Source organism: Streptomyces sp. NPDC059787 (assembly GCF_042732315.1).
GTDB classification, from domain to species: Bacteria; Actinomycetota; Actinomycetes; order Streptomycetales; family Streptomycetaceae; genus Streptomyces; species Streptomyces atrovirens.
Genome location: NZ_JBHWHX010000004.1, coordinates 253,168 through 279,358, shown reverse-complemented (window position 1 = coordinate 279,358; position 26,191 = coordinate 253,168). Strand labels below are relative to the sequence as shown.

The window sequence follows — 26,191 nt, the reverse complement described above, 5'->3', positions numbered from 1 at the left end:
CAAGCAGCGAGCCAGACACCACGACGTCGGCAAGACCGTCAAACGCGCCGAATCGATCAAGGAACACCGACGTCATCGGCGTTAAACGCCAAGCTGAGAAGCCGTCAGGAAACCGGTCCGAAAAAATCTCCGCGGGCCGATGAGTTCCGCGTGGGCCCCCGGTCTACCCCCACGAACGCTACGGAACCGAACGGGAAAGGCCCCGCCATGCACCAGCAGATGATCTTCGTGAACCTGGCCGTCGACGACCTCGACGCCTCGAAGAAGTTCTTCACGGAGCTCGGCTACTCGATCAACCCGCAGTTCAGCGACGAGACGGCCGCGTCGGTCGTGATCAGCGACACGATCGTCGCGATGCTGCTGACCAGGGAGAAGTACGCGGGGTTCACCAAGAAGGAGATCGTGGACGCCACGAAGAGCAGCGAGGTGCTGCTGGGGCTGAGCGCGGAGAGCCGCGAGAAGGTCGACGAGCTGGTGGAGAAGGCCGTCGCGGCGGGCGGCTCGGTCGCCGGCGAGACCCAGGACTACGGCTTCATGTACGGCCGCGCCTTCGACGACCTCGACGGCCACACCTGGGAGGTCATCTGGATGGACCCGGCCGCGGTGCAGGGCTGACGCACACGCGGGGCCGGGGGTGCCGTTCGGCTCGGGCCGGCTTCGGGTGACGGCGCCTTGCGGCCGCCCCGAGCGGGACGACGAGGGCCCCTCCCGCGTATGGAGGTCCCCGCTCGAGCGAAGCCGAGCGGGAGGAGCGCGCAGCCGCAAGGCGGAGGAGGGCGCCAGGGCGGAGTCCTGGCGCCCGACGACAACGCGGCCGGGGCCCCTCTGGGGAGCGCGTGCCGGACCCCGCGACCCCGGCAAGATTCGAACGACACCCCACTAGCATGGGCGGGTGCAGACGAGTCCCGCCCACGCCGTCCATCACGGGGACCGCGAGATAGAGACGCTCGAGGAGTTCGACGCGATCGTCTCCTCCCGCGGCACGCTCTCCGGATTCCGTGTCCAGTCCGTCGATCTGACCGACCGGACACGGGAGTTGCTCACCAACGACACCGCCGGGGCCGTCTTCCTCGGCTGCCCGATGCGCCCCGACGCGGCGGAGAAGCTCCGCGCCGACGGCGCCCTGGTGCTCCCGCCCGTCCCCGGCCTGCCCTTCGACCCGTACCGGGGGTGCCTCTACACGCCCGGCGACCTGTTCGCCTCGCTCGACAAGGGCTACGAGGCGACCCCGGACGCGCTGGCCTACACCTGGTTCCAGCGGACCAAGGCGGACGGCGACATCTTCGCCTCCATGCTGCGCGCGGTCCACGACGACTCCATGTCCGACGCCCTCGACGAACTCCTGCGCGGGGCGCGGGTCGTGGGCGTGATGGGCGGTCACGCGATGGCCCGCGGCACCGAGGAGTTCCGGGGTGCCGCCCGGCTCGGGCAGGCGCTGACCCATGCCGGGTTCACGGTGGCGACGGGTGGCGGTCCGGGCGCGATGGAGGCGGCGAACCTCGGCGCCTACGCGGCCCCGTACGACGACGCCGTGCTGGACGAGGCCTGCGAACTCCTCGCCTCCGCGCCCTCGTTCACGCCGTCGATCACCGACTGGGCGCGTGCCGCCTTCGAGGTGCGCACCCGCTGGCCGAAGGGCAACCACTCGATCGGCATCCCCACCTGGTTCTACGGCCACGAGCCGCCGAACGCCTTCGCCTCGCACATCGCGAAGTACTTCGCCAACGCCACCCGCGAGGACGGGCTGCTGGCCCGCTGCGACGCGGGCGTGGTGTTCCTGCCGGGCGCCGCCGGGACCGTACAGGAGATCTTCGACAACGCGACGCCGAACTACTACGGGTCGCGCGGTGAGCCCACGCCCATGGTGCTGGTGAACCGGGCGCACTGGACGGAGAAGCTGCCGGCCTGGCCGCTGCTGCGGTCGCTCGCCCGGGAGCGCTCGATGGAGGCCCGGATCGCCCTGGTCGACCGGATCGAGGAAGCGCCGGAGGCCTTGAAACGTCTGGGCGGTTAATAAGAAGGCAAAGCCCGGTCCCACCGTAGGCATATGCGTTGACACTACTTATGCGGCGCTTATAGACCTGAGAGTCGCATGGGAGTGCTGATGCTCCATCAACACTCCCTCAACCCCCCGCATTTACGCTCTCCCGTAAGGACAAACGTGGCAGTTCTGTCCGTATCCCGCCGTACCGTCGCGCGCTCCGTGCGCGCCCTCGGTGTCGTCTCCGCGTCCGCCGCCCTCGCGATCGGCGTCGCCGGCAGCGCGGCGGCCTGCAACATCACCGAGTTCTCGGCCGAGGCCAAGTGCGTCGGTGACAAGGGCGTCATCACCGTCACCGACAAGGACCCGGCCGGCGTCCCCGCCACCATCACCGTGTTCCTGCAGGACAAGCAGGTCGGCGAGCAGGTGGTCAAGGGCACCGCTGAGGGCACCACCATCACCTTCGAGGAGGACTGGAAGCCGAACGCCGAGTACCGCATCCACGTCGACGCGAAGCCCTACGTCGACGAGGACATCAAGCCGAACCTGGTCACCCCGGCGACGGCCTGCAAGACGGAGGAGGAGCCCCCGGCCGAGGAGGAGCCGAAGCCGACCCCGTCGGAGTCCTCCTCCACCCCGGCCGAGGAGCCCGAGCCGACCCCGTCGGCGTCGGAGAGCGAGAGCACCGCTCCGGCGGACACCGCGAGCAACGCGCCGTCCCCGGCCGGTGAGTCGAACCTCGCCGAGACCGGCGCCAACTCCAACACCGGTCTGATCGCCGGCATCGCGGCCGCCCTGGTCGTGGCCGGTGGTGGCGCGGTCTTCTTCGGCATGCGCCGCCGCGGGGCGAACAGCCAGAGCTGACGCCTCACGCACACAGTGGCGGCCCGTCCCCTTTCCCGGGGGCGGGCCGCTTCCGTCACCGGCCGCTCAGCCGAACGTCGCCCGCTCCAGCCAGAACTCCAGCAGCTCCCGGTCGCCGAGCACCTCGAGTCCGGGGGCGTCCGGCGGCAGCCGGCGGTAGAAGGCGAGGAGCACGGAGGTGAGCGGGCCGCGCAGGGCGACGGTGGCCTTCTCGTGGCCGCGCCGCCAGGAGACACCCTCCTCGCCGAGCTCGATCAGCCACTCCGAGTGGATCTCCGGCCGGGTCCCGGTGGCGTGCAGATGGATGGTGCGCCGGGGCCCCCGCAGGTCGTGCACCGTGTCGTCCGGCAGCGTCCGCTGCGCCCACTCCACGATCTCCAGCCACTCGTCGACCGCGTCCGCGGCGATCTCGGGGGCGACCTCGTAGGGCAGCCCGGCGGCCAGGGTGGCGTCCGCTCGGTGGACGGTCACCTCGTGCGTCATACGGCGGGCCCAGAACCCCGCGTTGTGGATCCCGGCCCAGCTCCACACCTTCGCGTCCGGCCCGGCCTCGCGCAGCGCGCCGACGACCAGCTCGCCGGACTCCGCCAGCCACGCGTCCAGCGCGCCGGGATCGCCCCACGCCCCGGGCCCGTCGAACCCCGGCACCCGATCCTCGGGGACGTCGTCCTCGGCCCCGGTCCGCACCATGACGTCCACCCAGCGCAGGGCGCCGCCGGTGTGCCGTACGAGCTGCTCCAGGGACCAGTCGGGCGTGGTGGGCACGGTGCCGGACAGATCGGCGCCGGACGTCACGACCGTCCGCAACTGCCCTACCTGGTGTGCGATTTCCTCGCAGTAGCGGTCATGCGCGAGTGGTGTCATGCCGCACACCCTAGGCAGCCGCGCTCATCCCAGCACGGCGATTTCCGCCGCGTCGAACTCCACGCCGACCTCGTCCCCGACCTCCGGCGCGGCCCTGAGCGCGCAGGCCGCCTCCAGGCGGGGCGCGTCCTCGGGCTGGAGGTGGACGGTGACATGGGTGCCGCGGAAGGTGCGTGCGGCCACCGTGCAGCGCAGGCCCTCGCCGGCCGGGACCAGGCGGACGCCGGCGGGACGGACGAGAAGGGGCCGCGTGCCCTGGGGGGCGCCTTCCGGGACGGGGAGCTTGCCCCAGGGGGTCACCGCGGCATCGTCGCCCACCGTCGCCTCGACGACGTTCTCGAAGCCGAGGAAGCGGGCCACGAACGCGTCGGCCGGACGCTGCCACACCTCAAGCGGCGTACCGGACTGGGCGATCCGCCCGTCCCTCATCACCACCACCCGGTCGGCCAGCGCGAACGCCTCGCCCTGGTCGTGCGTCACGGCGAGCACCGTGGTGCCCAACCGGCCGAACAGCTCGCGCAGTTCGACGACCAGCCGTTCCCTGAGCGACCGGTCGAGCTGTCCGAGCGGCTCGTCGAGCATCAGGAGCCGGGGGCTGGGTGCGAGGGCGCGGGCGAGCGCCACGCGCTGCTGCTCGCCGCCGGACAGCGCGGCGACGGCGCGTCCGGCCGCGTCCGGCAGTCCTACCAGGTCCAGCAACTCCCTCACTCGTTCCGCCTGTTCGCTCCGCGACGCGCCGTGCATGCGCAGGCCGAAGGCGACATTGCCGCCCACGTCCCGCTGCGGGAAGAGCTGGTGGTCCTGGAACATCAGCCCGACGCCGCGCTTGTGCGCGGGCACGCCCGACTGGTCGTGTCCGTCGAGCGACACCCGCCCGGAGTCGAGGGGCTGCAGTCCGGCCACCGCCCGCAGCAGCGTGGACTTGCCGCTGCCGCTGGGGCCGAGCACACACACGATCTCGTGCTCCGCGACCCCCAGGTCGACGGCGTCCAGCACCGGCCGCCCGCCGAAGCGGACGGTCGCGGCCTGAAGGCTCAGCAGCATCTAGAACTCCCCGGTCCGGTCGGTCCGCAGCCGCTCAAGCACGAGCAGCGCCACCGCGCACACGATCATCAGAATCGTCGACAGGGCCATCGCCTGGCCGTAGTTGAGGTCCCCGGGCCGCCCCAGCAGCCGCGCCACGGCCACCGGCAGCGTCGGGTTCTCCGGCCGCGCGATGAACACCGTCGCCCCGAACTCGCCCAACGACACCGCGAACGCGAACCCGGCCGCGATCAGCAGCGCCCGCCGCACCAGCGGCAGGTCCACCTCCCGCCACGCCCGCCACGGCGACGCCCCGAGCACCGCCGCCGCCTCCCGCAGCCGTACGTCCACGGCCCGCAGCACCGGCAGCATGGTCCGTACGACGAAGGGAACGCCGACCAGCGCCTGCGCGAGCGGGACCAGGATCCAGGAGGCGCGGAGGTCCAGCGGCGGCTCGTCGAGGGCGATCAGGAAACCGAAACCGACGGTCACCGCGGACACCCCGAGCGGCAGCATCAGCAGCGCGTCGAAGCCGCGCACCAGCCGTCCCGCGTCCCGCCGGGTCAGCGCCACGGCGGCGAGAGAGCCGATCACCACGGCGATGGCGGTGGCGGCGACGGCGTACTGGAGCGAGTTGCCGACCGCCTCGATCGGCGCGGCCAGGAACACTCCCCCGTCGTCCTGGGTCAGCTCCCGGTAGTAGCCGAGACCGGCGGCGCCGAAGGAGCGTTCCACCAGTACGGCGAGCGGCAGCAGGAGCAGTACGGCGACGGTGGCGACGACTCCGCCGAGAAGCGCCCACTGTCCGGCGCCGCACGGACGGCGCGCGGTCACCGAGGCGTCCACCAGCCGCAGCGCGGTCTCCCGGCGCCGTACGGTCCAGGCGTGCAGGGCGAGGATCGCGCCCACGGCGGCGAACTGGATCATCGTCAGGACGGCGGCCGTGGACAGGTCGAAGATCTCGGAGGTCTGCCGGTAGATCTCCACTTCGAGGGTGGAGAAGGCCGGCCCGCCCAGGATCTGCACCACGCCGAAGGAGGTGAAGGTGAACAGGAAGACCATCAGCGCCGCCGCCGCCACGGCGGGCGCGAGCGCGGGCAGGGTGACGGTCCGCCAGGCCGCGAACCGCGAGGCGCCGAGCATCCGCGCGGCCTCCTCCTGCCGCGGGTCGAGCTGCGACCAGAGCCCGCCCACGGTGCGTACGACGACGGCGTAGTTGAAGAAGACGTGCGCGAGCAGGATCGCCCACACGGTGGTGTCCAGCCGCAGGCCCCACAGCTCGTCGAGGAGTCCGCCGCGGCCGACGAGTGCCATGAACGCCGTACCGACGACGACCGTCGGCAGCACGAACGGCACGGTGACCACGGCCCGCAGCACCTGCTTGCCGGGGAAGTCGAAGCGGGCGAAGACGTACGCGCCGGGCAGGGCGATCAGCAGGGTGAGGGCGGTGGAGACGAGGGCCTGCCAGGTGGTGAACCACAGGACCTGACGGACGTCGGACTGCGCCAGTACGTCTCCGATCCGCCCGAGGTGCCAGGTCCCGTCGGTCTTCAGTCCGCGTGCGACGATCGCGGTGACGGGGTAGGCGAAGAAGACGGCGAAGAACGCGACGGGCACGGCCATCAGGCCGAGCCGCGCCGCGCTCCCGCGCCGCCTCGCCGCGGTCCGCGTCACTTCAGTACGAGCGAGGTCCACGACTTGACCCACTGGTCACGGTTGTCGGCGATCTTCGCCGGATCCATCGTCTGCGGGTCCTTCGCCTGCGGCCCGAACTTCACGAAGTCCTCGGGCACCTGGGCGCCCTCCCGCACCGGGTAGACGAACATGTTGAGCGGCATGTCGTCCTGGAACGGCTTGCTGATCAGGAAGTCGAGCAGGGCCTTGCCGCCCTCGGGGTTCTTCGCGTTGCTCAGCAGCCCCGCGTACTCGACCTGGCGGAAGCAGGTGCCCTCGGCGACACCGGTGGGCGCGGTCTCCGGCTTCGGGTCGGCGTAGATGACCTCGGCGGGCGGCGAGGAGGCGTACGACACCACCAGCGGCCGGTCGGCCTTGGCCTGCTTGCCGCCGGCCGAGCCGGAGAACTCCTCGTTGTAGGCCTGCTCCCAGCCGTCGACCACCTTCACGCCGTTGGCCTTGAGCTTCTTCCAGTAGTCCTGCCAGCCCTCGTCCCCGTACTTGGCGGCCGTCCCGAGCAGGAAGCCGAGGCCGGGAGAGGAGGTGGAGGCGTTCTCGACGACGAGGAGGTCCTTGTAGGCGGGCTTGACCAGGTCGTCGAGGCTCTTCGGCGGGGTCAGGTCGTGCTCGTCGAACCACGCCTTGTCGTAGTTGACGCAGACGTCACCGCTGTCGACGGGGGTGACCCGGTGCTTGTCCTGGTCCACGCGGTACTCGTCGAGGATCAGGTCGGAGCCCTTGGCCTCGTACGGCTGGAACAGCCCGTTGTCGAGGGCGCGGGACAGCAGGGTGTTGTCGACGCCGAAGAAGACGTCGCCCTGGGGATTGTCCTTGGTCAGGACGGCCTTGTTCACGGCCTGTCCGGCGTCGCCGTCCTCCAGGACCTTGAGCTTGTATCCGGACTGCTTCTCGAAGGCGGCGACGACGTCCTTCGACACGGCCCACGAGTTGTGGCTGACCAGGGTCACGGTCCCGGACCCGCCGCTCGAGTCGTCGCCGTCGGACGACCCGCACGCGGACAGCGTGACCAGCCCCAGCCCGACGGCCAGGACCGCGACCTTCTTGGTGATGCCCACTTGATTCCTCCTGGAGTGACCAGGAAGAGACGCGGCCCTGCCCGGGACCCCTCCGCGGGGTCCCGGGCAGGGCGCAACAGCTCGAGTGATGACCGATCTCCCTACCCAGAATGACCTGGGCCAGGTTCGGAGGGTCTGCGGCCGGTGCCGCACTCTCAGCGCTGTGGCGCTCCCCTGTCGGAATATGCAGATGTGATTGCTCGGGTCACATTACCGTTCGCTCGCGGCGAGCTGACCACACGCCCCGTCGATCTCCTGCCCACGGGTGTCCCGGATCGTCACCGGTACACCGTGTGCGGCGATCGCCTCCACGAACGCCTTCTCGTCCTCGGGCCGGGAGGCGGTCCACTTGGAGCCGGGGGTGGGGTTGAGCGGGATGAGGTTGACGTGCACGGGGCGGCCCTTGAGCATCCGCCCGAGGCGGTCACCACGCCAGGCCTGGTCGTTGATGTCCCGGATGAGCGCGTACTCGATGGACAGCCGCCGGCCCGACCTGGCCGCGTACTCGAACCCGGCGTCGAGCACCTCGCGCACCTTCCACCGCGTGTTCACGGGGACGAGGGTGTCGCGCAGTTCGTCGTCGGGGGCGTGCAGCGAGATGGCGAGCCGGCACTTGAAGCCCTCGTCGGAGAACCGGTGGATGGCCGGGACGAGACCGACGGTGGACACGGTGATCCCGCGCTGCGACAGCCCGAGCCCGTCCGGCTCGGGATCGGTGAGGCGGCGAATCGCCCCCACGACCCGGTTGTAGTTGGCGAGCGGCTCACCCATGCCCATGAACACGATGTTGCTCAGCCGCGCCGGGCCGCCGGGAACCTCGCCGTCCCTGAGCGCCCGCATCCCGTCCACGATCTGGTGCACGATCTCGGCGGTCGACAGGTTCCGGTCGAGCCCGGCCTGCCCGGTGGCACAGAACGGGCAGTTCATGCCGCAGCCCGCCTGGGAGCTGATGCACATGGTCACCCGGTCCGGGTACCGCATCAGCACGGACTCGACGAGCGTCCCGTCGAACAGCTTCCACAGTGTCTTGCGGGTCGTCCCCTGGTCGGTCGACAGGTGCCGTACGACCGTCATCAGCTCCGGAAGCAGCGCCTCCTGCAGCTTGCCGCGGGAACCGGCGGGGACGTCGGTCCACTGCTCCGGGTCGTGCGCGTACCGCGCGAAGTAGTGCTGCGAGAGCTGCTTGGCACGAAACGCCTTCTCACCGACCGCGACGACCGCCTCCTTCCGCTCGGCGGGCGTGAGATCGGCAAGGTGCCGCGGCGGCTTCTTGGCTCCGCGGGGGGCGACGAAAGTAAGTTCTCCGGGCTTAGGCATGGCGTTACCAGTGTCGCAGATCAATTCGTGTGGCCTGCAGCCGTGAGCTCTGGGGGGTGACAACGGGCGTCGCCGGTCGCCGTGGGCTCTCCCCGGAGGAGCAGAGGTCCACCGCTTCGGTCTCCGGGTGCTTCACGTCCCGCCCCTTCTTCGGACACCGGGCTTCCGCCACGCCCCCCTCGACCGCAGCGATCTCGCGGGGAGGCGCCGGTCGACGACGTGACGCTCCGCGTACAGGTGTTCCGCGGCCCGGGAGCTGCCGGCCGTACCCGGGCCGAGTCATTCCGCTTCGGCGACTATCCTCCGGGCCGCTTCGACCTGTTGTTCCTGCTTCTCCTTCAGCGTGCGCAGAACCTTGGCGCTGCCGTCTATCAGCTCCTTCTGAATCGCCTTTTCGGAGCTGAACCACGTGTCCAGCAGGCCGGTTTCCTCTTTGCAGGAGAAGTCGGCGACCGCCGTCTTCTTCTCCTCCGCGGAGGGCTCATCGCCTTCGAAGGACTGCGATTCAAGTGCCTGCACGGGCGTGGCGTACGTGTACCCCTTGCCCGCCATGCACTGCGACCATTTCGACGTGGCCGTCTTGACTTTCGGGTCCTGCAAGGATTCCTTGTAGCTGTCGACGGATATACGACTGGCGGCCGCGACGCCCGGCTCGTAGCTGTAGGTCTTTCGGAAACTCTTGATCGCTTCTCCGAGACATCCCTCGTCGGGAATTCTCTTCCCGTTGTACTTCGCGGCCGTTTCCGTTTTCGCTCCGCCTTCGGCGCTGTTCCCCACCAGAACCTTCCGTTCCTCCGGGGAGAGGCTGCTCCTTTCCGTCCCGGCCGACTGCTCGGGCGGAAAGTGGTATCCGTACTGCATTGCCGTCTGCATGTCGGATATCCCGTACCGACGGTCCGCCACCTGCCGGGTCGGCGGAATCACCGCCGGGGTGTAGTCGATACCGAAGCCCTCCATGCACTCGCGGGCCAGGAGTTCCTGCGCCGACCGGATCACGCGCTGCTCGTCCTGGGGCAGGCTGTACTCGGCGATGGGCAGCCGATACGTGTACGCCTCCTTTCCGGCCGGCGGGGAGGCGGCCGGGGCCGTCGAGGCCCGGGCGTGATCCGGAGACGCCGCGTCCTGCTGCGTGCAGCCGACCAGCGCCACCCCCGACAGCAGTGACACCAGGATGAGCGAGGGCCGTGAAGATTTCACCATGGGGAACGTCTCTCGAATGGCTGCGAACGCGGAACGTACTCGATGCAAAAGAAAACCCCGCACGGGCCGCATGGACCGGTGCAGGGGTTTTCCTGATACCTCAGGCGGTCCAGGTGTAGCAACCGGTCGACGTGTAGCCGAATCGCAGCGAGGCGTTCTCGTTGTAGGTGTTACGCAGTCGGGGCGCGGCGGACAGCGGCTTGAAGGAGTCGCACGGACCGCTGTAGTTGCTGTTGTAGAAGACCGTCATGTTGGCTTCGCCGCCGTTGATGAACGAGGCCGCGTTGTTCTTCACGGCCTGGCCCTGGCCCGTGCCGTAGTCCAGGAAGGTGTAACCGGCAAGGTTGGGCACGCTGTCCTTCATGAAGGCCGTGCGCGAACCCTCGAAGTTGCTGTTGTAGAAGAAGACTCCGCACCATTCGGTGGTCAGGTCACAGCCCTTGCCCGTGTAGGCCTGAGCCGTCGAAGCGGTTCCCAGCATCGATCCGGCCGCGATGGGCAGAACGAAGGCCAGAGGAATGAACTTCCGAGCGATCTTCACGTGCCCTCTTTTCTTGTCAATTCACCAGGACTTGGCCCGCCAACCTTAAGGGCGACACAATGTCGGCAACAATCATTTTTCGGACAAGATCCAATGCATTGGCCTGATCTTTTCGAAAGAATGCCGGTTGGTATCCCGTTCGTCCATTGAGACCATAAATGCCGGTCCTGACGGTGGACACCGATGGAGAGGTTCAGCGGACCGGCGCGCACCTCCCCGTACGTCGGGCAGGGCCGCCGGGGGACGCCCGAGCGCCATGGAGCGCGTACGGGCCACAAACAGCGAGCCCCCGTCCGCAGGGGACGGGGGCTCGAAGGCGCTCGGACCGAAGGTCTCAGCCGCCGACGAAGAGGACGAGCAGCAGCCACACCACCGGCGCCGTCGGCAGCAGGGAGTCCAGGCGGTCCATGATGCCCCCATGACCCGGGAGCAGGGTGCCCATGTCCTTGATGCCCAGGTCGCGCTTGATCATGGATTCGCCCAGGTCGCCCAGTGTGGCGCTGGCCGCGACCGCGAGGCCGAGCAGCAGGCCCTGCCACCAGCTGCCGTCGTCGATCAGGTACTGCATGCACAGCGCGCCGACGACCATCGCGAAGGTCACCGCGCCCAGCAGGCCCTCGCGGGTCTTGCCGGGGCTGATGCGCGGGGCGAGCTTGGTCCTGCCGAAGCGCCAGCCGACCGCGTACGCGCCGGTGTCGCTGACGACGGTCAGCAGCAGGAAGGTCAGGACGCGCCACGGGCCGTCGTCGGCGGTGAGCATCATCGTGACGAAGGTCGCCAGGAACGGCACGTAGAACGTCGCGAAGACACCCGCCGTGACGTCCTTGAGGTAGCCCTCGGGCGGCGCCGTCATACGCCAGACCAGCACCGACAGCGCGGTGAGCGCCATGGCGACCCACGCGCCCTCGGCACCCCGGGCGTACCCGGCGACGACCATGGCCGCACCGCCCAGCGCGAGCGGCACCAAGGGCGCCTCGATGCCCTTGCGCTCCCGCAGCCGCGACGTCAGCTCCCACAGGCCCACCACCACGGCGACGGCGACCACGCCGACGAAGACGGCCTTGACGACGAACAGCGACGCGACGATCACCACGCCGAGTCCGACGCCGACGCCTATCGCGGCACCGAGATCGCGCCCCGCGCTCTTCTTCTGCGGTGCGGGTGCCGGCTGCGGGGCGTCGGGCATGGGCTCCGGATTCTGCGGCACCTCCCCCGGAAGGGGTCGGGCCCGCGTCGGTTCGTCTCGGAACAAGGGGCCGCTCAGCCGAGCGGCCCCCCGGTCCACATCCTGGTCTCCGCCGTGTTCGGGTAGGTCGGGCACCACGGGCATGGGGCGAGTGTGCTGCGCGTAGTGCGCATCGTACGCGGGACCCGCCGGGGCAGCTCCCTGGCCGGGCCCGTGGTCGGACGGTCCCCAGTACCCGGTCTGCGGCGTCCCCCAGGAAGAGTCGTTCATCAGACCTCGAGCAGCTCCGCTTCCTTGTGCTTCAGGAGCTCGTCCACCTGGGCGACGTACTTCGCGGTGGTGTCGTCGAGCTCCTTCTCCGCACGGCGGCCCTCGTCCTCGCCGACCTCGCCGTCCTTGATCAGCTTGTCGATGGCGTCCTTGGCCTTGCGGCGGACGGAACGGATGGAGACCTTCGCGTCCTCGCCCTTGGTCTTGGCGACCTTGATGTAGTCACGGCGACGCTCCTCGGTGAGCTCGGGGAACGTCACCCGGATGATGTTGCCGTCGTTGCTCGGGTTGACGCCCAGGTCGGAGTCGCGGATCGCCTGCTCGATGTTGCGCAGGGCGCTCTTGTCGAACGGGGTCACCACGGCCATGCGCGGCTCGGGCACGGAGAACGAGGCCAGCTGGTTGATCGGCGTCAGCGCGCCGTAGTAGTCGGCCACGATCTTGTTGAACATCGCCGGGTGCGCACGGCCGGTGCGGATCGCGGCGAAGTCCTCCTTGGCGACCACGACGGCCTTCTCCATCTTCTCCTCGGCCTCGAGGAGGGTCTCTTCGATCACCACTTGCTCCTGCGTGTCTTGAGTAGGCCCGGCCGCGGTTCCCCGTCGGGGCGGCGGCCGGCTGCGTCGCGTCTTCTTCCTGCACGGTTCCCGACCGGCAGGACATTGTCCATCCCCCGGTCAGTTGCGGCCGGCTTGGTCGCCCACCAGCGTGCCGATCTTCTCACCCTTGACGGCGCGGGCGATATTGCCCTCCTTCAGGAGTTCGAAGACGACGATCGGGAGGCTGTTGTCACGGCAGAGCGTGACGGCCGTGGCGTCGGCGACCTTCAGGTCCCGGGTGATGACCTCGCCGTAGCCGAGCGCGTCGAACTTCACGGCGTCCGGGTTGGTCTTCGGGTCGGAGTCGTAGACGCCGTCCACACCGTTCTTGCCCATGAGCAGCGCCTCGGCGTCGATCTCCAGGGCGCGCTGGGCGGCGGTGGTGTCGGTGGAGAAGTACGGCATGCCCATTCCGGCGCCGAAGATGACCACGCGGCCCTTCTCCAGGTGCCGTACGGCGCGCAGCGGAATGTAGGGCTCGGCGACCTGCCCCATGGTGATGGCGGTCTGCACGCGGCAGTCGACGCCCTCCTTCTCCAGGAAGTCCTGGAGGGCGAGGCAGTTCATCACGGTGCCGAGCATGCCCATGTAGTCGGAGCGGGCGCGGTCCATGCCGCGCACCTGGAGTTCGGCGCCGCGGAAGAAGTTGCCGCCGCCGATGACGATCGCGATCTGCGCGCCGTCCCGTACGACGGCCGCGATCTCACGCGCGATGGCGTGCACCACGTCGGGGTCGACGCCCAGGCCCCCGCCACCGGAGAAGGCCTCCCCGGACAGCTTCAGCAGGAACCGGCCGCTCACTTTGCCGTCGTCGCTCTTCTCAGCCTTGGTGGTCATCGTCGGATCCCGCCTCTTTCACGTGTTGCACATACGAAGAAGGCCATTGCCGGTGGGGTGTGCTTCGCATCCCATGCGGCAATGGCCTCCTCGTCAGATCTGCTGTCGTCCGGCACGCGCGCGTGCGTGGACGCGTGTCCGAACGACTGCTGTCGACCCTATCGGGGTCGCGCGCCCGTCGCGGTACGGACTCAGATGCCGACCTTGATGCGCGTGAAGCGCTTCAGGGTGACACCGGCCTCGTCCAGGATCTTCTGGACGGACTTCTTGTTGTCCAGCGCGTAGGGCTGGCCGAGCAGCGTGGCGTCCTTGAAGAAGCCGTTGAGGCGACCCTCGACGATCTTCGGCAGGGCGGCCTCGGGCTTGCCCTCGGCGCGGGTGGTCTCCTCGGCGACACGGCGCTCGGACTCGACGACCTCGGCCGGCACGTCCTCCTTGGAGAGGTACTTCGGCGCGAAGGCGGCGATGTGCTGGGCGACGCCCTTGGCGACCTCGGCGTTCGGCTTGTCGAACTCGACGAGCACACCGATCTGCGGGGGCAGGTCGGGCATCGTGCGGTGCATGTACGCCGTCACGTAGCCGTCGGCGAACTGGGCGAAGCGGTCCAGGACGATCTTCTCGCCCAGGTTGGCGTTGGCCTCGTCCACGAACGCCTGGACGGTCTTGCCGGCCTCGATCTCGGAGGCGAGCAGGGCCTCGAGGTCGGCCGGGGAGGTCTTGACGACGTGCTCGGCGATGGTGGTGGCCACGGCCTGGAACTTGTCGCCCTTGGCGACGAAGTCCGTCTCGCACTTCAGCTCGACGAGGACGCCGGAGGAGTTGTCGTCGGCGATGATCGAGACCACGGCGCCGTTCTCGGCGGAGCGGCCCTCGCGCTTGGCGACGCCCTTCTGGCCCTTGATGCGGAGCGCCTCGACGGCCTTCTCGACGTTGCCCTCGGCCTCGTCCAGCGCCTTCTTGCAGTCCATCATGCCGGCGCCGGTGAGCTCCCGGAGCTTCTTGACGTCGGCGGCGGTGTAGTTCGCCATGAGTCTGTGAATCTTTCTCGAAGTCTGGAGGTTCGGAGATCTGCGGGTCAGGACCTACCTGAGGGCAGGTCTCCGACTCGCCGCTGACCTACGGGTGAACGGCGGGAGCGGAGCACTTGTCACCGCTCCCGCCGTCATCGGCTCTGACGGGGCGGTCAGGCCTGCTCGGCCTCGGCGGCCGGGGCGGCCTCAGCGGCGGGGGCCTCAGCCGGCTGCTCGGCCTCGGCGGCCGGAGCGGCCTCCTCGGCCTTCTTCTCGTCGGCCTTCTTCTCGCCCGCGAGCAGGTCGCGCTCCCACTCGGCCAGCGGCTCACCGGCGGCCTTCTCGCCCTTGCCGGCCTCGGCGACACCGGAGCGGGACATCAGGCCCTCGGCGACGGCGTCGGCGATCACGCGGGTGAGCAGGGTGACGGAGCGGATCGCGTCGTCGTTGCCCGGGATCTTGTAGTCGACCTCGTCGGGGTCGCAGTTGGTGTCGAGGATGGCGACGACCGGGATGTTGAGCTTCCGGGCCTCGCCGACCGCGATGTGCTCCTTCTTGGTGTCCACGATCCAGACGGCGCTGGGCACCTTCTGCATCTCGCGGATACCACCGAGGGTCTTCTCCAGCTTGGCCTTCTCGCGGGAGAGAACCAGCAGCTCCTTCTTGGTGAGGCCGGAGGCGGCCACGTCCTCGAAGTCGATCTGCTCGAGCTCCTTGAGGCGCTGCAGACGCTTGTAGACGGTCGAGAAGTTGGTGAGCATGCCGCCCAGCCAGCGCTGGTTGACGTAGGGCATGCCGACGCGGGAGGCCTGCTCGGCGATGGCCTCCTGCGCCTGCTTCTTCGTGCCGACGAACATGACCGTGCCGCCGTGGGCGACGGTCTCCTTGACGAACTCGTAGGCGCGGTCGATGTACGACAGCGACTGGAGCAGGTCGATGATGTAGATGCCGTTGCGCTCCGTGAAGATGAAGCGCTTCATCTTCGGGTTCCAACGACGGGTCTGGTGACCGAAGTGGACGCCGCTCTCCAGCAGCTCCCGCATCGTGACGACGGCCATGGCCGTATCTCCTTGAATTTCTCGGTTGTGCCGCGGATGCCGGACGGCTTCCGCGCCTGACGCCCACGACGCGCCGTTGCCACGAAGGACCGAGGGGCGCTGACATCCGGGTTCCGGCCGTGACCGGTCCTGATGTCGGGGCGTGCGAAGTCGACCCGGTGGCCCGGGTCGCCACCAGAAGTGTACGGGACCCGCGAGGCGCCGGGTGACGCCGTTGTCCACAAACGGCCGGTGGTCCACGGGTCCGGGCGGTGGTCACGGATGTCCGGAAGGCTCTGCGGCATGCGAAAGAGTGCATTCACGAGGGCGTGTACGCGACTGGTCCTTCTGGTGGTCCTGACCCTGGCGGCGCTGCTGGCCCCGCCTCCGCCGGGCCTGTCGGCGGCGGGGGCGGGAGCGGTGGCGCCGGCGGGTGAGGACGCCGGGACGCCGGCCGTCGGACGGGTGTGGCCGGTGGGGGTACGGCCGCGGGTGCTGCGCGGCTGGGAGCCGCCGGCGACGGTGTACGGGCGCGGGCACCGGGGCGTGGACCTGGCGGCTTCGCCGGGGACGCCGGTACGGGCGGTGGCGGCGGGGCGGGTCTCCTTCGCGGGCCGGGTGGCCGGAAAGGGCGTCGTCTCGGTGGAGCTGACCGGGACGGGCGACCCCCCGTTGCGCACCACCTACGAACCGGTCCGCGCGTCGGTGACCGAGGACGACGAGGTGACGGCGGGCGAGGTGATCGGCACGGTGGAACCCACGGGCTCCCACTGCACTGCCCCGTGCGTCCACTGGGGCCTGCTGAGGAACGACGCCTACCTGAATCCGCTCACCCTGCTCCCCCCGTGGCTCCTGCGCGGAGGCCCGTCAAGACTGCTACCGGTGCTCGGGGTACCGGTGCCGGCCTGAGCGGCCCAGGACCGGACCGAGCGCGACCCGCACCGGTACAGAGCCGCAGGAGCCGGGCGACACCGCCGAGCGCCCCCGAAGAAGCGACCACCGACAGGATCGGCCGCACCGGACCCGTACGGTCGAACTGAGCATGCCTCACGTCGGTACAGGGCCACGGGAGCCGGGCGACACCGCCGAGCAGCCCCGAAGGGGTGACCGCCGACAGGTGCGGCCATGCCGGAGCGCCGTGCGGCCGGACCGTGCGTGGCCCATGGCGGTCCGGGGTGGCGGGAGCCGGGGAGGCTGTCCGGCGGGCTTCGAAGGAGCGGTCGGGGAAGACGCCGCCGTGGCGTGGCCGTCAGCCGCGTACGCCTCTGAGGGCCATCGAGACGGCCGCTTCGGTGATCGCTTCGGGGTGTTCCGCCGCGCCCAGCTCGATGCGGCGTACGGCCGCGTCGACGACGCCCTGGAGGAGCATCGCCGCGAGGCGGGGCTCGGCGTGGTCCAGGTCGGCCAGGGCCTCGACGATCATCGCGATGAGGCCGCCGTGGGCCGCGCGGATCTTCTCCCGGGCGCCGGCGTCGAGCTCGCTCGCGGAGATCGCGACCACGGCGCGGTGCCGCCGGTCCCCGACCAGTTCCAGCTGCTTGCGGACGTACGCCTCGATCTTGGCCTCGGCGCCGCCGGCGACCGCCATGGCCGCCTCGACCTCCGCCGCCCAGACCGGGAAGTCGACCTCGCACAGCTCCTCGACCACGGCGGCCCGCGAGCGGAAGTACTCGTACACGGACGAACGCGCGAGGCCGGTGCGCTCGGCGAGGGCCGGGAAGGTCAGCGCCTCCGTACCGCCCTCGGACAGCAGGGAGCGTGCCGCGTCCAGCAGGGCGGCTCGCTGCATCGACCGGTGCTCGGCCACGGAGGCCGCTCGAATCCTTGGCACGTCGACCACTTTACGGACGCCCCGCCCGTGGCGGCCAGAGGACCGGCCTGCTCCGAGCCGGAAGGGCTCAGCGGCCGAAGCCCGCCAGTTTGGCGCGCAGCTGCAGCACGGACTTGGTGTGGATCTGGCTGACCCGGCTCTCGGTCACGCCCAGCACATTGCCGATCTCGGCGAGGGTGAGCCCCTCGTAGTAGTACAGCGTGACCACGGTCTTCTCCCGCTCCGGCAGCGTGTTGATGGCCCGCGCGAGGAACCGTCGCAGCTCCCGGTCCTCGGCCACCTCCACCGGGTTGTCGGCGGCGGTGTCCTCCAGGGTGTCCATGAAGCTGAGCTGATCGCCGCTGTCGCCCCCGGCGTGCAGCAGCTCCTCCAGGGCGACAACGTTCGCAAGCCACAACTGGCTGAAAACCGCGCGCAGCTCGTCCACGGCGATACCCAGCTCGCCTGCGACCTCGCTCTCGGAGGGGGTGCGCCGCAGCTGCGCCTCCAGCGTGGCGTAGGCACGCTCCACGTTCCGCGCCTTCTGCCGCACCGAGCGCGGGATCCAGTCCAGCGCCCGCAGCTCGTCGATCATCGCGCCCCGGATGCGGGTGATCGCGTAGGTCTCGAACTTGATCTCCCGGTCGACGTCGAACTTCTCGATCGCGTCGATCAGCCCGAAGACCCCGGAGGAGACGAAGTCCGCCTGCTCCACATTGGGCGGCAGCCCCACGCTGACCCGGCCGGCGACGTACTTCACCAGCGGCGAGTAGTGCAGGATCAGCTGCTCCCGCAGCCTTTCGTCCCCCGTCGCCTTGTACGACCGCCACAGCTCGTCGAGCGTCGAGGGAGCGGGCGGCCGCACGCTGCCACCGTCGCGGGCGGCTGGGGGGATCGCCGCCCGGTCGGACCCGGAGGTGTGCTGGGGCATTCGTCGCCTTGTGCCGTTCTGCCGTGGACTGGTGCTGCCTGGATGCGCTGTCTGTCCGATGTCTGGGTGCCTGTCCTTGCCTGTCCGTGTCGGGGTCCTCGTGAGCGTAGCGTGACTGCGGCGTCGCGGTGTGCGAAGAAGCGAGGTGGAACCGTGCGCAGATTCGTTCCGGATGCCGTTCCACCGGGGCACACCCGTCGCTCTGAGTGACCGACGGGGTAGCCCAACTGACGTAAATTCCAAGGGGTGTCGGGGTTCCCCCGGACGGCCGAACACGCTGCGTCAACGAGGCTCGGGACCGTCCCGGACCGGGATCATCGCCTGGCGCGTCAACTTCCAGCCGTCGCCGTGTCGTTCGACGTAACCAAGTGCTCGTAGTTCGTACAGTCTGGCGATCGCGTCGTCCGGGGTGGTCTGCGCGGCGAGCGCGATCTCCTCCGGCCGGGCCGTTCCGCGCCCCGGCAGCGCGGCGAGGACCTGCCGTCCGGCCGGGTCGAGCAGGTCCCGGGGCAGCACCGGCCCCCGGCGTTCCGGCGCGAGTTCGCCCATGTCGCCGACCAGTTCGACGACCTCGGCGGCGTCGGTGACCAGCACCGCGTCCTGCCGCAGCAGTTCGTGCACCCCGGCGGAGAGCCCGCTGGTGGCCGGCCCCGGTACTCCCATCGTGTGGCGTCCCAGACGGCGGGCCGCCCGGGCGGTCACCAGGGAGCCGCTGCGGTGAGCGGCCTCGACGACGACGGTGCCCCGGGTGAGCGCGGCGATCACCCTGTTGCGGAGGATGAACCTGCTCGGTGTCGGGTGATCACCGGGCGGCAACTCGCCGACGACCAGTCCCTGTTCGGCGATCCTGCCGATCAGCCCGGTGTGGCCGCGCGGGTAGGGCCGGTCGACTCCGCAGGCGAGTACGGCGACGGTGGCGCCGCCCGAGCCGAGGGCGCCGCGGTGGGCGGCGCCGTCGACCCCGTAGGCGCCGCCGGAGACCACGATCCAGCCGCGTTCGGCGAGGCCGGCGGAGAGGGTGGCGGCCATGTGCGCGCCGTACTCGGTGCAGGCGCGGGCGCCGACGACGGCGACCGAGCGCAGCGCCCACATCCGCAGGTCCGCTCCCCCGCGCACCCACAGCCCGAGCGGCCGGGCGTCGCCCAGGTCGTCGAGCTGCCCGGGCCATTGCGGGGTGCCGGGAGCCACGAAGCGCACCCCGGCGTCCCGCGCAACGGCGAGGTCCCTGCGCGGCTCGGCCCGCTCGGCCCGGGCCAGTAACCCGGCCCACCGCTTCCCGCTCACCCCCGGCAGCGGATCTCCCCGCTCCCGCAGCCGTCGCACCACGGCGTCCACGCCGAGCTCCCGCACCCAGCGCCCGCCGGTCTCGTCACCGGGTTCGACGACCCGGGTGAGGAGGACCCGGCCGAGCAGTTCGCCGTCGGGTCCGTCCACGGCGCTCACACCCCCGCCCCGATGGCCATGGGCACCCCGCGCGGGACGCCGGTGCGCAGTTGCAGGGCGAGGGCGACGTCCGCGGCGCCGGGCCGCTCGTGGCCGGCCAGGTCGGCGACGGTCCAGGCGACCCGCAGGACCCGGTCGAGCCCCCGGGCGGTGAGCACGCCCCGTTCCAGGCTCCGCTCGGCGTCGTCCATGGCGCCGGGCGCGGCGTGCCAGCGGCTGCGCAGCTCTCGTCCGGGGACCTCGCTGTTGGTGCGCCACGGGGTGCCGGTGAGCCGCGCCGCGGCACGGTCCCGGGCCGTCCGCACCCGGTCGGCGACCGTGGCGGTGGTGTCGCCCCGGGCGCCGCCCGCCGTCAGTTCGTCACGCGTGACGCGGTCGACCTCGACCCGCAGGTCGACCCGGTCGAGCAACGGCCCGGACAGTCTGGCCTGGTAGCGGCGGATCGCCGAGGGCGGGCACTCGCACTGCTCGTTCGTCCGGGAGAAACGCCCGCAGGGGCACGGGTTGGCGGCGAGCACCATCAGGAAGCGCGCCGGAAAGCGCACGACACCGGCGCTGCGCGCGATGATCACGTGTCCGGACTCCAGCGGCTGCCGCAGGGCGTCCAGGGCCTTGCTGCTGAACTCCGGTGTCTCGTCCAGGAAGAGGACGCCCCGGTGCGAGAGGGACACCGCTCCCGGCCGGACCGTACCGGCGCCGCCGCCGACGAGTGCCTGCATGGTGGCCGAGTGGTGCGGGGCGCAGTAGGGGGCCGTGTCGATCAGGGGTCTGCCCACGGGGAGCAGCCCCGCCACCGAGTGCACGGCCGTCACCTCGAGCGAGGCCTGCCGGTCCAGCGGCGGCAGGATCGACGGCAGCCGCTCCGCGAGCATGGTCTTGCCGGCGCCCGGCGGTCCCTCCAGGAAGAGGTGGTGTCCGCCCGCCGCGGCCACCTCCACGGCCGTCCGCGCCGCGAGCTGGCCCACGACGTCCGCGAGGTCATGGCCCTGGTCGTGCGATGCCGCGCCGACGCTGTGCATCCCGGTGTCCGCTCCGGTGCCCGGGGCGCGCAGCCCCGCCAGCAGCGGGTCGGGCCGCGTCCGGTCCTCGGCGTCCTCCTCCGGCACGGGCTCGTCGGTGAGCACCGCGATCAGCTGGCGCAGGCTGCGGACGCCCAGGACGGACACGCCCGGCACCAGCGAGGCCTCGGCGGCGGCGCACTCGGGCACCACCACCTGCTCGTATCCCGCGTCGGCCGCGGCCAGTACCGCCGGCAGGATGCCGCGCACCGGCCGCACCCGGCCGTCAAGGCCCAGCTCGCCGATCATGACGATGTCGCCGAGCACCCGCGGATCGATCCGTTCGGCGGCGCCGAGCACGGCGCAGGCGACCGCCAGGTCGAAACCGCTGCCGGCCTTCGGGACCGACGCGGGACTGAGTCCCACGGTGAGTTTCTTCTGCGGCCACTCGCCGCCGGAATTGACCACGGCCGCCCTGACCCGGTCCCTGCTCTCCGTCAGGCTCTTGTCCGGCAGCCCCACCAGGGTGAAGGCCGCGACCCCGGGCTCCAGGTCGGCCTGGACCTCCACGACCACGCCCTCCACGCCCACCAGCGTCACCGAGCACGTACGCGCGAACCCCATGTCAGGCCACCCCCCGGACGTGCTCGACGACGGGTGCGCCGCGGGCCGGCAGCAGCACGCCGACCAGGTCGATGCGGACCCCGCCGGGCGGCGCTCCCCCGTGTTCCTGGAGCCAGCGTTCGGCGAGGCCCCGCAGGCGGTCGGCCTTGGCCGCCGTGACCGCCTCCATGGGGTGCTGGAAGGGGCCTGCCCTTCGGGTCTTCACCTCGCAGACGACCAGGGCGTCCCCGTCGCGGGCCACGATGTCGATCTCGCCGGTCCTGCCGCAGCGCCAGTTGCGCTGCAGGACCGTCATCCCGGCCTGGGCCAGCCGCCGTGCGGCCAGTGTCTCGCCGTACCTGCCGAGTGCGCCGCGTGCCCGATGTCCGTTCTGCGCGTTCCGCGTTTTCTGTGCGTTCATGTCGGCACCACCTCCGGCGCCAACGGTCACGCATCCCGCCCGACGGAGTGGATCTTGGTGCGGAACTCGGCGGCTGTGGACAACTCCGCCACCCGCACGAGTGCGCCGGTCACCCGCCCGGCAGCTCCAGGTCGCTCTTGTTGAGCTCCTCGATGTTCACGTCCTTGAACGTCAGCACACGGACCTGCTTCACGAACCGGGCCGGCCGGTACATGTCCCAGACCCAGGCGTCCGCCATCGACACCTCGAAGAACACCTCGCCCTGGACCGAGTGCACCTGCATCTCGTAGTCGTTGGTGAGATAGAAACGCCGTTCGGTCTCGATCACGTATTTGAACAGACCGACGACATCGCGGTACTCCCGGTAGAGCTTGAGCTCCATCTCGGTCTCGTACTTCTCGAGGTCCTCGGCGCTCATGGCATGTTCCCCTTCAGCCGTGCGATCCCACCATTGTGCGCCAGTCCCGGGCGTCACTGGACGATTTCGGTGTCCAGGGTCACGGGTCCGGCCGGGGGACCTTCGTCGAGCAGTGTGCGCAGCAGCCCGGCGAGTCTGGTCGGATACACCGTCTCATGCGTCCGGGCGAGTTCCGGGCACGTCCACCAGCGTGCTCCGACGACACTGCGCCGCTCCAGCTCGGTCAGCGCCGTGGCCGCGGTCGCGGTCTGGGTGGTGCGGGCGAGGTAGTACCACTCGTCCTGGTCCCAGCGGCGGCCGGCGAACGGGAAGGAGCACCTCCGCCGCCACAGTACGGGCCCGAGGTCGACCTCGGTGATGCCGGTCTCCTCGGCGAGTTCCCGCAGGGCGGCCTGCTCACGGGTCTCGTCGCCCTCCACGCCGCCGCCGGGCGTGAACCACCAGTCGTCGGCGAGGTCGTCCGGTTCGTGGCCGTGCAGCAGCAGGATGCGGTCCCGCGGGTCGAGCAGGACGACCCGGGCGACCCTGCGCAGTCCGCCCGTGCAGGAGTCCTCGGCCGCCGGGACGGACTCAGCGGGCACCGGCGGTCCCCGCGTCGGCCCGGGCCCCGGTCGCACCCGCCCGCTTGGCGAAGGGACCGTACGCGGCCCCGCCGAGAACGAGCACGGTACCGGCGATCACCAGCGCGATGACGGTCCTGAGCGGCCCCGGCGAGGAGAGCGCGCCGAGCTGTTCGAAGCCGGTGGGCGCCTCGAGCATGCCTTCCATCGGCCAGACCACGGCGTCGACCCTGGCCTGGACCGCGTCGCGGGAGACGGTGCCGCCGGCGGCGTCGGTCAGATGGGCCGTGGAGTCCAGCGACCCGGAGCGCTCGTCACCGAGCAGGAACAGGCGCCCCTTCGGCACGGTCACCTCGGGGATGGCGCCGAACTCGGCCGCCGTGCCCTCGGCGAGATACGGCTCGTCGATCTCCTCGCCGTTGACCTCCAGCCTGCCGTCCTGGCAGCAGGAGACCGTGTCACCGCCGACGGCGACCACCCGCTTCACCATGGGGAGGTCCGACCACGTCGTGTCCGTGAAGACGACCACGTCACCACGGCGGACGTCACCACCGTCGATGCGCTCGGCCAGCACCCGGTCACCGGCACCGATCGTCGGCGCCATCGACGGGGTGGGCACGGTGTACGGCCGGTACAGCACCGCTCCCCAGACGAATCCGCCGAGGAACATCACCAGGCCCAGGGCCACGGCCAGCCCGGACAGACGCTGCCCGGTCCTGCTGCCCGGGCTCCTGTTGCCGGGGACCGTACGCGTCGTGCTCTGACCACTCATGGGCGGCACCCTACCCGGCGGTACCGGACAGGGTCAGCCCTCCCGGCGGCCCTCTCCGACGCCGTACCGCCTGCGCCGCCAGAGCACCAGCGGCACCGCGCCCGCGAGCGCGAGTCCCTGGGGCGCGGTCGTCAGGGCCGCGGCGGGCGACGGTCCGGCGGCCAGGCCGGGCTGGTCGAAGGTGTCCGGGACGGGCAGGTTGGTCCAGCGGTTGACCGGCCAGGCGATGACGACGGCGCGGCCGACGACCTTGTCCACGGGGACCATGCCCTTGTTCTTGTCGGCCTGGTTGTAGCGCGAGTCACGGGAGTTCTGCCGGTGGTCGCCCATGACCCAGATGTGGCCCTCGGGGACCTTCACCTTGAACTGGCCGCCCTGGTCGTCCTGGCTGCACGGAGTGTTGCCGGGATACACGTACGGCTCGTTCAGCGCCATGCCGTTGACCTTCAGCGGGCCGGTGCCCTTGCACTCGATCGTGTCACCGCCGACCCCGATGACCCGCTTGATCAGGTCCTTCTCCTCCGCGGACGGCATCAGACCGATCCAGCTGAGGACCTTCTGCAGGGGGTTGGGGTCGGGCGTCGGCTCGCCGGCCAGCCAGTTGTCGGGGTCGTGGAAGACGACGACCTCACCGCGCTCGGGCTCGGAGCCGAACCAGGGGGTGAGCTTGTCGACGAGCACCCGGTCGCCCTGCTGGAGGGTGTTCTGCATCGAGTCGGAGGGGATGGAGAACGCCTGCACCAGGAACGTCTTGATCAGCAGCGCCAGCACCAGCGCGATACCGATCAGGATCGGCAGTTCCTTCCAGAAGGAGCGGGGCTGCTTCGCCTGGGGGGTGTCGTCGCCCGAACCGCCTCGCGCCGTGGGTGGCTGCTTGTCCCCGGGTCCGTCGCCGTCACCCGCCGGGGAGTCGTTCCCGGAGGTCACGAAGTCGTCAGCCGCCGGACCCGCCGCTTCCACGGGACGTCCGCGGTGCTCCTCGCCCCCGCGCCCGGACCGTGCGCCAACCGCCGCATCCCCCACGCCAACTCCTCACTCTCTGCCGCCGCCCGCGCCATGCCCGGCGCAGGCCCACCACTCCCATAACGAGCGGGAGTTCCGCAGGGCTCGGGAGCTGGACCATCCCATCGGGATCGTCCGGGGCAACCCTATGCGACAGCGGGGCGGCAGCGGTCGACCCCGGCGCCGAGTCCGACACGGACGCGTAGGCCGTCGGTTCCTCCAGTGTGCTCCAGTGGCCGAGCGGCCAGGCGATGACCATGGCCCGGCCCACCACCTCGTCCTCGGAGACGGTGCCGCCGTAGTCGGTGTCCTGGTGGGAACGGGAGTCGGCGGAGTTCGCCCGGTGGTCGCCCATCACCCACAGCCGCCCCTCGGGGACGGTGATGTCGAACGGAGTCGTGGACGGGGCGTTGCCGGGGTACAGGTAGTCCTCGTTCAGGGGGACGCCGTTGACGGTGACCCGGCCCTGCTTGTCGCAGCACTGGACGCGGTCGCCGCCGACGCCGACGACCCGCTTGATGAGGTCCTTCTCGTCCTCGGACGGCAGCAGTCCGATGAAGGTGAGCCCGTCCTTGATCTGCTTGATCCCGACGGGGTCGTCCTTCTTCGGCGTGGTCTGCTCGTCCTGGAGCCAGCCGCCGGGGTCCTTGAACACGACGACGTCCCCGCGCTGCGGCTTGGAGCCGAACCACGGGGTGAGCTTGTCGACCAGCACCCGGTCGCCGATCCGGATCGTCTGCTCCATGGAGCCGGACGGAATGACGAAGGCCTGGACGAGGAACGTCTTCAGCACCAGCGCTATCACGACGGCGACACCCACGAGGAGGGGGATCTCCTTGACGGCGCTGCGCCTGCGGCGCCGCTTGACCTTGCGCTGGAGCTTGCGCCGCTCGGCCCGGCTGCGTCCGGGTCCCGGACCGGCCGCGCGGCGGGAGCCGGTGGGCAGCAGGTTCTCCGCGGCGCTGTCCGGGACGCCGCGGGGTTTGCCGCGGTTACCCATGGGTGCCCCCCGCCGCGTCCGTCTCCGGGGCGGGCACGCGCGCGTAGGCGTCGGGCCGGTGCAGCCGGGTGGCGTGGTCGAAGGGCCATACGATCCCGTCGGCGCGGCCGATCACGCTGTCGACCGGGACCATGCCGCCGCCGGGCGAGCCGAGGCGGTCGCGGGAGTCGCTGGAGTTGCTGCGGTGGTCACCGAGGACGAACAGGCGCCCGTCGGGCACGACGACGTCGAAGGGCACCGTGGAGGGGCTGTCGCCGGGGAACAGGAAGCCCGACTCGTCGACCGACCGGCCGTTCACCCGGATCCTCCCCTCCGCGTCACAGCAGACCACATGGTCCCCACCCACCCCGACGACCCGTTTGACGTAGTCGGCGTCACCGAAATACCCGGTGCCGTCGAACACGATCACGTCACCGCGCCGCGGCCCGGCGCCGAAGCGGTATGCCAACTTGTTTACGAGCACGCGGTCCCCGACCCTCAATCCGTGTTCCATCGATCCGCTGGGGATCTGGAACGGCCGCGCCACGAACGTGTTCACCGCCAGCAGGAACAGCAGGCAGAGCAGCAGGGTCAGGGTAATCCGTCCGCCGGGCAGCCATGGCGTGAGTCGCGACACCAACGCGGAACGCGACCGCCCCTCCGGCCCCGCCGTCCCCGAGGTGTTCTCGGGTCCGGCCGGGGGGAGGGAGCGGTCGCGCTCCGTCGGCTGTGCTTCGGTGTCCATCGGGGCCAGATGCTATCCGGCCGCGATATG

General features: G+C 70.6%; 27 protein-coding genes and 1 riboswitch. Of the genes, 4 read left to right on the top strand and 23 right to left on the bottom strand.

The genetic code is table 11. From position 1 onward, the window contains the following. Positions 1-207 precede the first annotated feature (207 nt). The 3 genes from ACFV5H_RS06170 (at position 208) to ACFV5H_RS06160 (ending at position 2,845) form a co-directional block, all read left to right on the top strand. Positions 208-615, top strand: coding sequence for a VOC family protein (locus ACFV5H_RS06170; protein ID WP_385055565.1), 408 nt, complete (start codon positions 208-210; stop codon positions 613-615). A 277-nt stretch (positions 616-892) separates the two neighbouring features. Then, the gene (locus tag ACFV5H_RS06165) at positions 893-2,014 is read left to right on the top strand and encodes an LOG family protein (protein WP_385193107.1); all 1,122 of its coding nucleotides are present in this window, start codon (positions 893-895) and stop codon (positions 2,012-2,014) included. A 147-nt stretch (positions 2,015-2,161) separates the two neighbouring features. Continuing rightward, a complete protein-coding gene (locus tag ACFV5H_RS06160; protein ID WP_385055570.1) occupies positions 2,162-2,845 on the top strand; it encodes an LAETG motif-containing sortase-dependent surface protein in 684 nt (227 codons plus the stop codon). Positions 2,846-2,911: 66 nt separating this feature from the next. On the opposite strand, the gene ACFV5H_RS06155 is transcribed toward ACFV5H_RS06160, so the two are convergent. The 12 genes from ACFV5H_RS06155 to rpsB form a co-directional block, all read right to left on the bottom strand. Continuing rightward, positions 2,912-3,709, bottom strand: a complete 798-nt coding sequence (locus tag ACFV5H_RS06155; protein WP_385193105.1) for a maleylpyruvate isomerase family mycothiol-dependent enzyme — start codon at positions 3,707-3,709, stop codon at positions 2,912-2,914. A 24-nt stretch (positions 3,710-3,733) separates the two neighbouring features. Beyond that, on the bottom strand, positions 3,734-4,753 hold the full coding sequence (locus ACFV5H_RS06150; RefSeq protein WP_385055575.1) for an ABC transporter ATP-binding protein: 1,020 nt from the start codon (positions 4,751-4,753) through the stop codon (positions 3,734-3,736). After that, positions 4,754-6,355, bottom strand: coding sequence for an ABC transporter permease (locus ACFV5H_RS06145; RefSeq protein WP_385193122.1), 1,602 nt, complete (start codon positions 6,353-6,355; stop codon positions 4,754-4,756). A 47-nt stretch (positions 6,356-6,402) separates the two neighbouring features. Continuing rightward, a complete protein-coding gene (locus tag ACFV5H_RS06140; RefSeq protein WP_385055581.1) occupies positions 6,403-7,482 on the bottom strand; it encodes a thiamine ABC transporter substrate binding subunit in 1,080 nt (359 codons plus the stop codon). An 80-nt stretch (positions 7,483-7,562) separates the two neighbouring features. Further along, positions 7,563-7,668, bottom strand: a riboswitch (TPP riboswitch). A gap of 24 nt (positions 7,669-7,692) precedes the next feature. After that, the gene (rlmN, locus tag ACFV5H_RS06135; RefSeq protein WP_073937015.1) at positions 7,693-8,799 is read right to left on the bottom strand and encodes a 23S rRNA (adenine(2503)-C(2))-methyltransferase RlmN; all 1,107 of its coding nucleotides are present in this window, start codon (positions 8,797-8,799) and stop codon (positions 7,693-7,695) included. Positions 8,800-9,078: 279 nt separating this feature from the next. Continuing rightward, a complete protein-coding gene (locus tag ACFV5H_RS06130) occupies positions 9,079-9,966 on the bottom strand; it encodes a hypothetical protein (RefSeq protein ID WP_385193102.1) in 888 nt (295 codons plus the stop codon). Between the two features lie 133 nt (positions 9,967-10,099). After that, positions 10,100-10,540: a peptidase inhibitor family I36 protein gene (locus tag ACFV5H_RS06125; RefSeq protein WP_385055586.1), complete on the bottom strand. Its 441-nt coding sequence runs from the start codon at positions 10,538-10,540 to the stop codon at positions 10,100-10,102. A 334-nt stretch (positions 10,541-10,874) separates the two neighbouring features. Then, entirely contained in the window at positions 10,875-11,996 is a 1,122-nt protein-coding gene (locus ACFV5H_RS06120) for a phosphatidate cytidylyltransferase (RefSeq protein ID WP_385193100.1), read from the bottom strand. Continuing rightward, positions 11,996-12,553: a ribosome recycling factor gene (gene frr, locus ACFV5H_RS06115; protein ID WP_073937044.1), complete on the bottom strand. Its 558-nt coding sequence runs from the start codon at positions 12,551-12,553 to the stop codon at positions 11,996-11,998. The genes ACFV5H_RS06120 and frr overlap by 1 nt, the downstream gene beginning before the upstream one ends. Positions 12,554-12,673: 120 nt before the next feature. Further along, entirely contained in the window at positions 12,674-13,432 is a 759-nt protein-coding gene (pyrH, locus tag ACFV5H_RS06110; RefSeq protein ID WP_030866081.1) for a UMP kinase, read from the bottom strand. 191 nt (positions 13,433-13,623) lie between these two features. Continuing rightward, on the bottom strand, positions 13,624-14,460 hold the full coding sequence (tsf, locus tag ACFV5H_RS06105) for a translation elongation factor Ts (RefSeq protein ID WP_385055594.1): 837 nt from the start codon (positions 14,458-14,460) through the stop codon (positions 13,624-13,626). A gap of 155 nt (positions 14,461-14,615) precedes the next feature. Beyond that, positions 14,616-15,500: a 30S ribosomal protein S2 gene (gene rpsB / locus ACFV5H_RS06100; RefSeq protein ID WP_385193096.1), complete on the bottom strand. Its 885-nt coding sequence runs from the start codon at positions 15,498-15,500 to the stop codon at positions 14,616-14,618. A gap of 282 nt (positions 15,501-15,782) precedes the next feature. On the opposite strand from rpsB, the gene ACFV5H_RS06095 reads away from it, so the two are divergent. Beyond that, positions 15,783-16,388, top strand: coding sequence for a M23 family metallopeptidase (locus ACFV5H_RS06095; RefSeq protein WP_385193094.1), 606 nt, complete (start codon positions 15,783-15,785; stop codon positions 16,386-16,388). Positions 16,389-16,728: 340 nt separating this feature from the next. On the opposite strand, the gene ACFV5H_RS06090 is transcribed toward ACFV5H_RS06095, so the two are convergent. From ACFV5H_RS06090 to lepB (ACFV5H_RS06040), 11 genes are all read right to left on the bottom strand, one after another. Next, the gene (locus ACFV5H_RS06090) at positions 16,729-17,286 is read right to left on the bottom strand and encodes a TetR/AcrR family transcriptional regulator (RefSeq protein ID WP_385055639.1); all 558 of its coding nucleotides are present in this window, start codon (positions 17,284-17,286) and stop codon (positions 16,729-16,731) included. Between the two features lie 91 nt (positions 17,287-17,377). Next, on the bottom strand, positions 17,378-18,220 hold the full coding sequence (gene whiG / locus ACFV5H_RS06085; protein ID WP_385055600.1) for an RNA polymerase sigma factor WhiG: 843 nt from the start codon (positions 18,218-18,220) through the stop codon (positions 17,378-17,380). 282 nt (positions 18,221-18,502) lie between these two features. Then, a complete protein-coding gene (dprA, locus tag ACFV5H_RS06080; RefSeq protein WP_385055603.1) occupies positions 18,503-19,663 on the bottom strand; it encodes a DNA-processing protein DprA in 1,161 nt (386 codons plus the stop codon). Then, positions 19,660-21,285 (bottom strand): YifB family Mg chelatase-like AAA ATPase, encoded by a 1,626-nt coding sequence (locus ACFV5H_RS06075; protein ID WP_385193091.1) that lies wholly within the window; start codon positions 21,283-21,285, stop codon positions 19,660-19,662. Before ACFV5H_RS06075 ends, dprA begins: the two co-directional genes overlap by 4 nt. A gap of 1 nt (position 21,286) precedes the next feature. Continuing rightward, complete coding sequence (locus ACFV5H_RS06070) at positions 21,287-21,715, bottom strand: YraN family protein (RefSeq protein ID WP_385055608.1); 429 nt, start codon at positions 21,713-21,715, stop codon at positions 21,287-21,289. A gap of 79 nt (positions 21,716-21,794) precedes the next feature. Continuing rightward, positions 21,795-22,103, bottom strand: a complete 309-nt coding sequence (locus tag ACFV5H_RS06065) for a DUF2469 domain-containing protein (RefSeq protein WP_003965949.1) — start codon at positions 22,101-22,103, stop codon at positions 21,795-21,797. A gap of 53 nt (positions 22,104-22,156) precedes the next feature. Beyond that, positions 22,157-22,684, bottom strand: coding sequence for an NUDIX hydrolase (locus ACFV5H_RS06060; protein ID WP_385193089.1), 528 nt, complete (start codon positions 22,682-22,684; stop codon positions 22,157-22,159). Then, on the bottom strand, positions 22,674-23,435 hold the full coding sequence (gene lepB / locus ACFV5H_RS06055; RefSeq protein ID WP_385055614.1) for a signal peptidase I: 762 nt from the start codon (positions 23,433-23,435) through the stop codon (positions 22,674-22,676). Before lepB (ACFV5H_RS06055) ends, ACFV5H_RS06060 begins: the two co-directional genes overlap by 11 nt. Before the next feature lie 33 nt (positions 23,436-23,468). Continuing rightward, entirely contained in the window at positions 23,469-24,458 is a 990-nt protein-coding gene (gene lepB, locus ACFV5H_RS06050; RefSeq protein WP_385055617.1) for a signal peptidase I, read from the bottom strand. After that, a complete protein-coding gene (gene lepB / locus ACFV5H_RS06045) occupies positions 24,370-25,437 on the bottom strand; it encodes a signal peptidase I (protein ID WP_385055620.1) in 1,068 nt (355 codons plus the stop codon). Before lepB (ACFV5H_RS06045) ends, lepB (ACFV5H_RS06050) begins: the two co-directional genes overlap by 89 nt. Beyond that, on the bottom strand, positions 25,430-26,161 hold the full coding sequence (gene lepB / locus ACFV5H_RS06040; protein ID WP_385055622.1) for a signal peptidase I: 732 nt from the start codon (positions 26,159-26,161) through the stop codon (positions 25,430-25,432). The genes lepB (ACFV5H_RS06045) and lepB (ACFV5H_RS06040) overlap by 8 nt, the downstream gene beginning before the upstream one ends. Positions 26,162-26,191 lie beyond the last annotated feature (30 nt).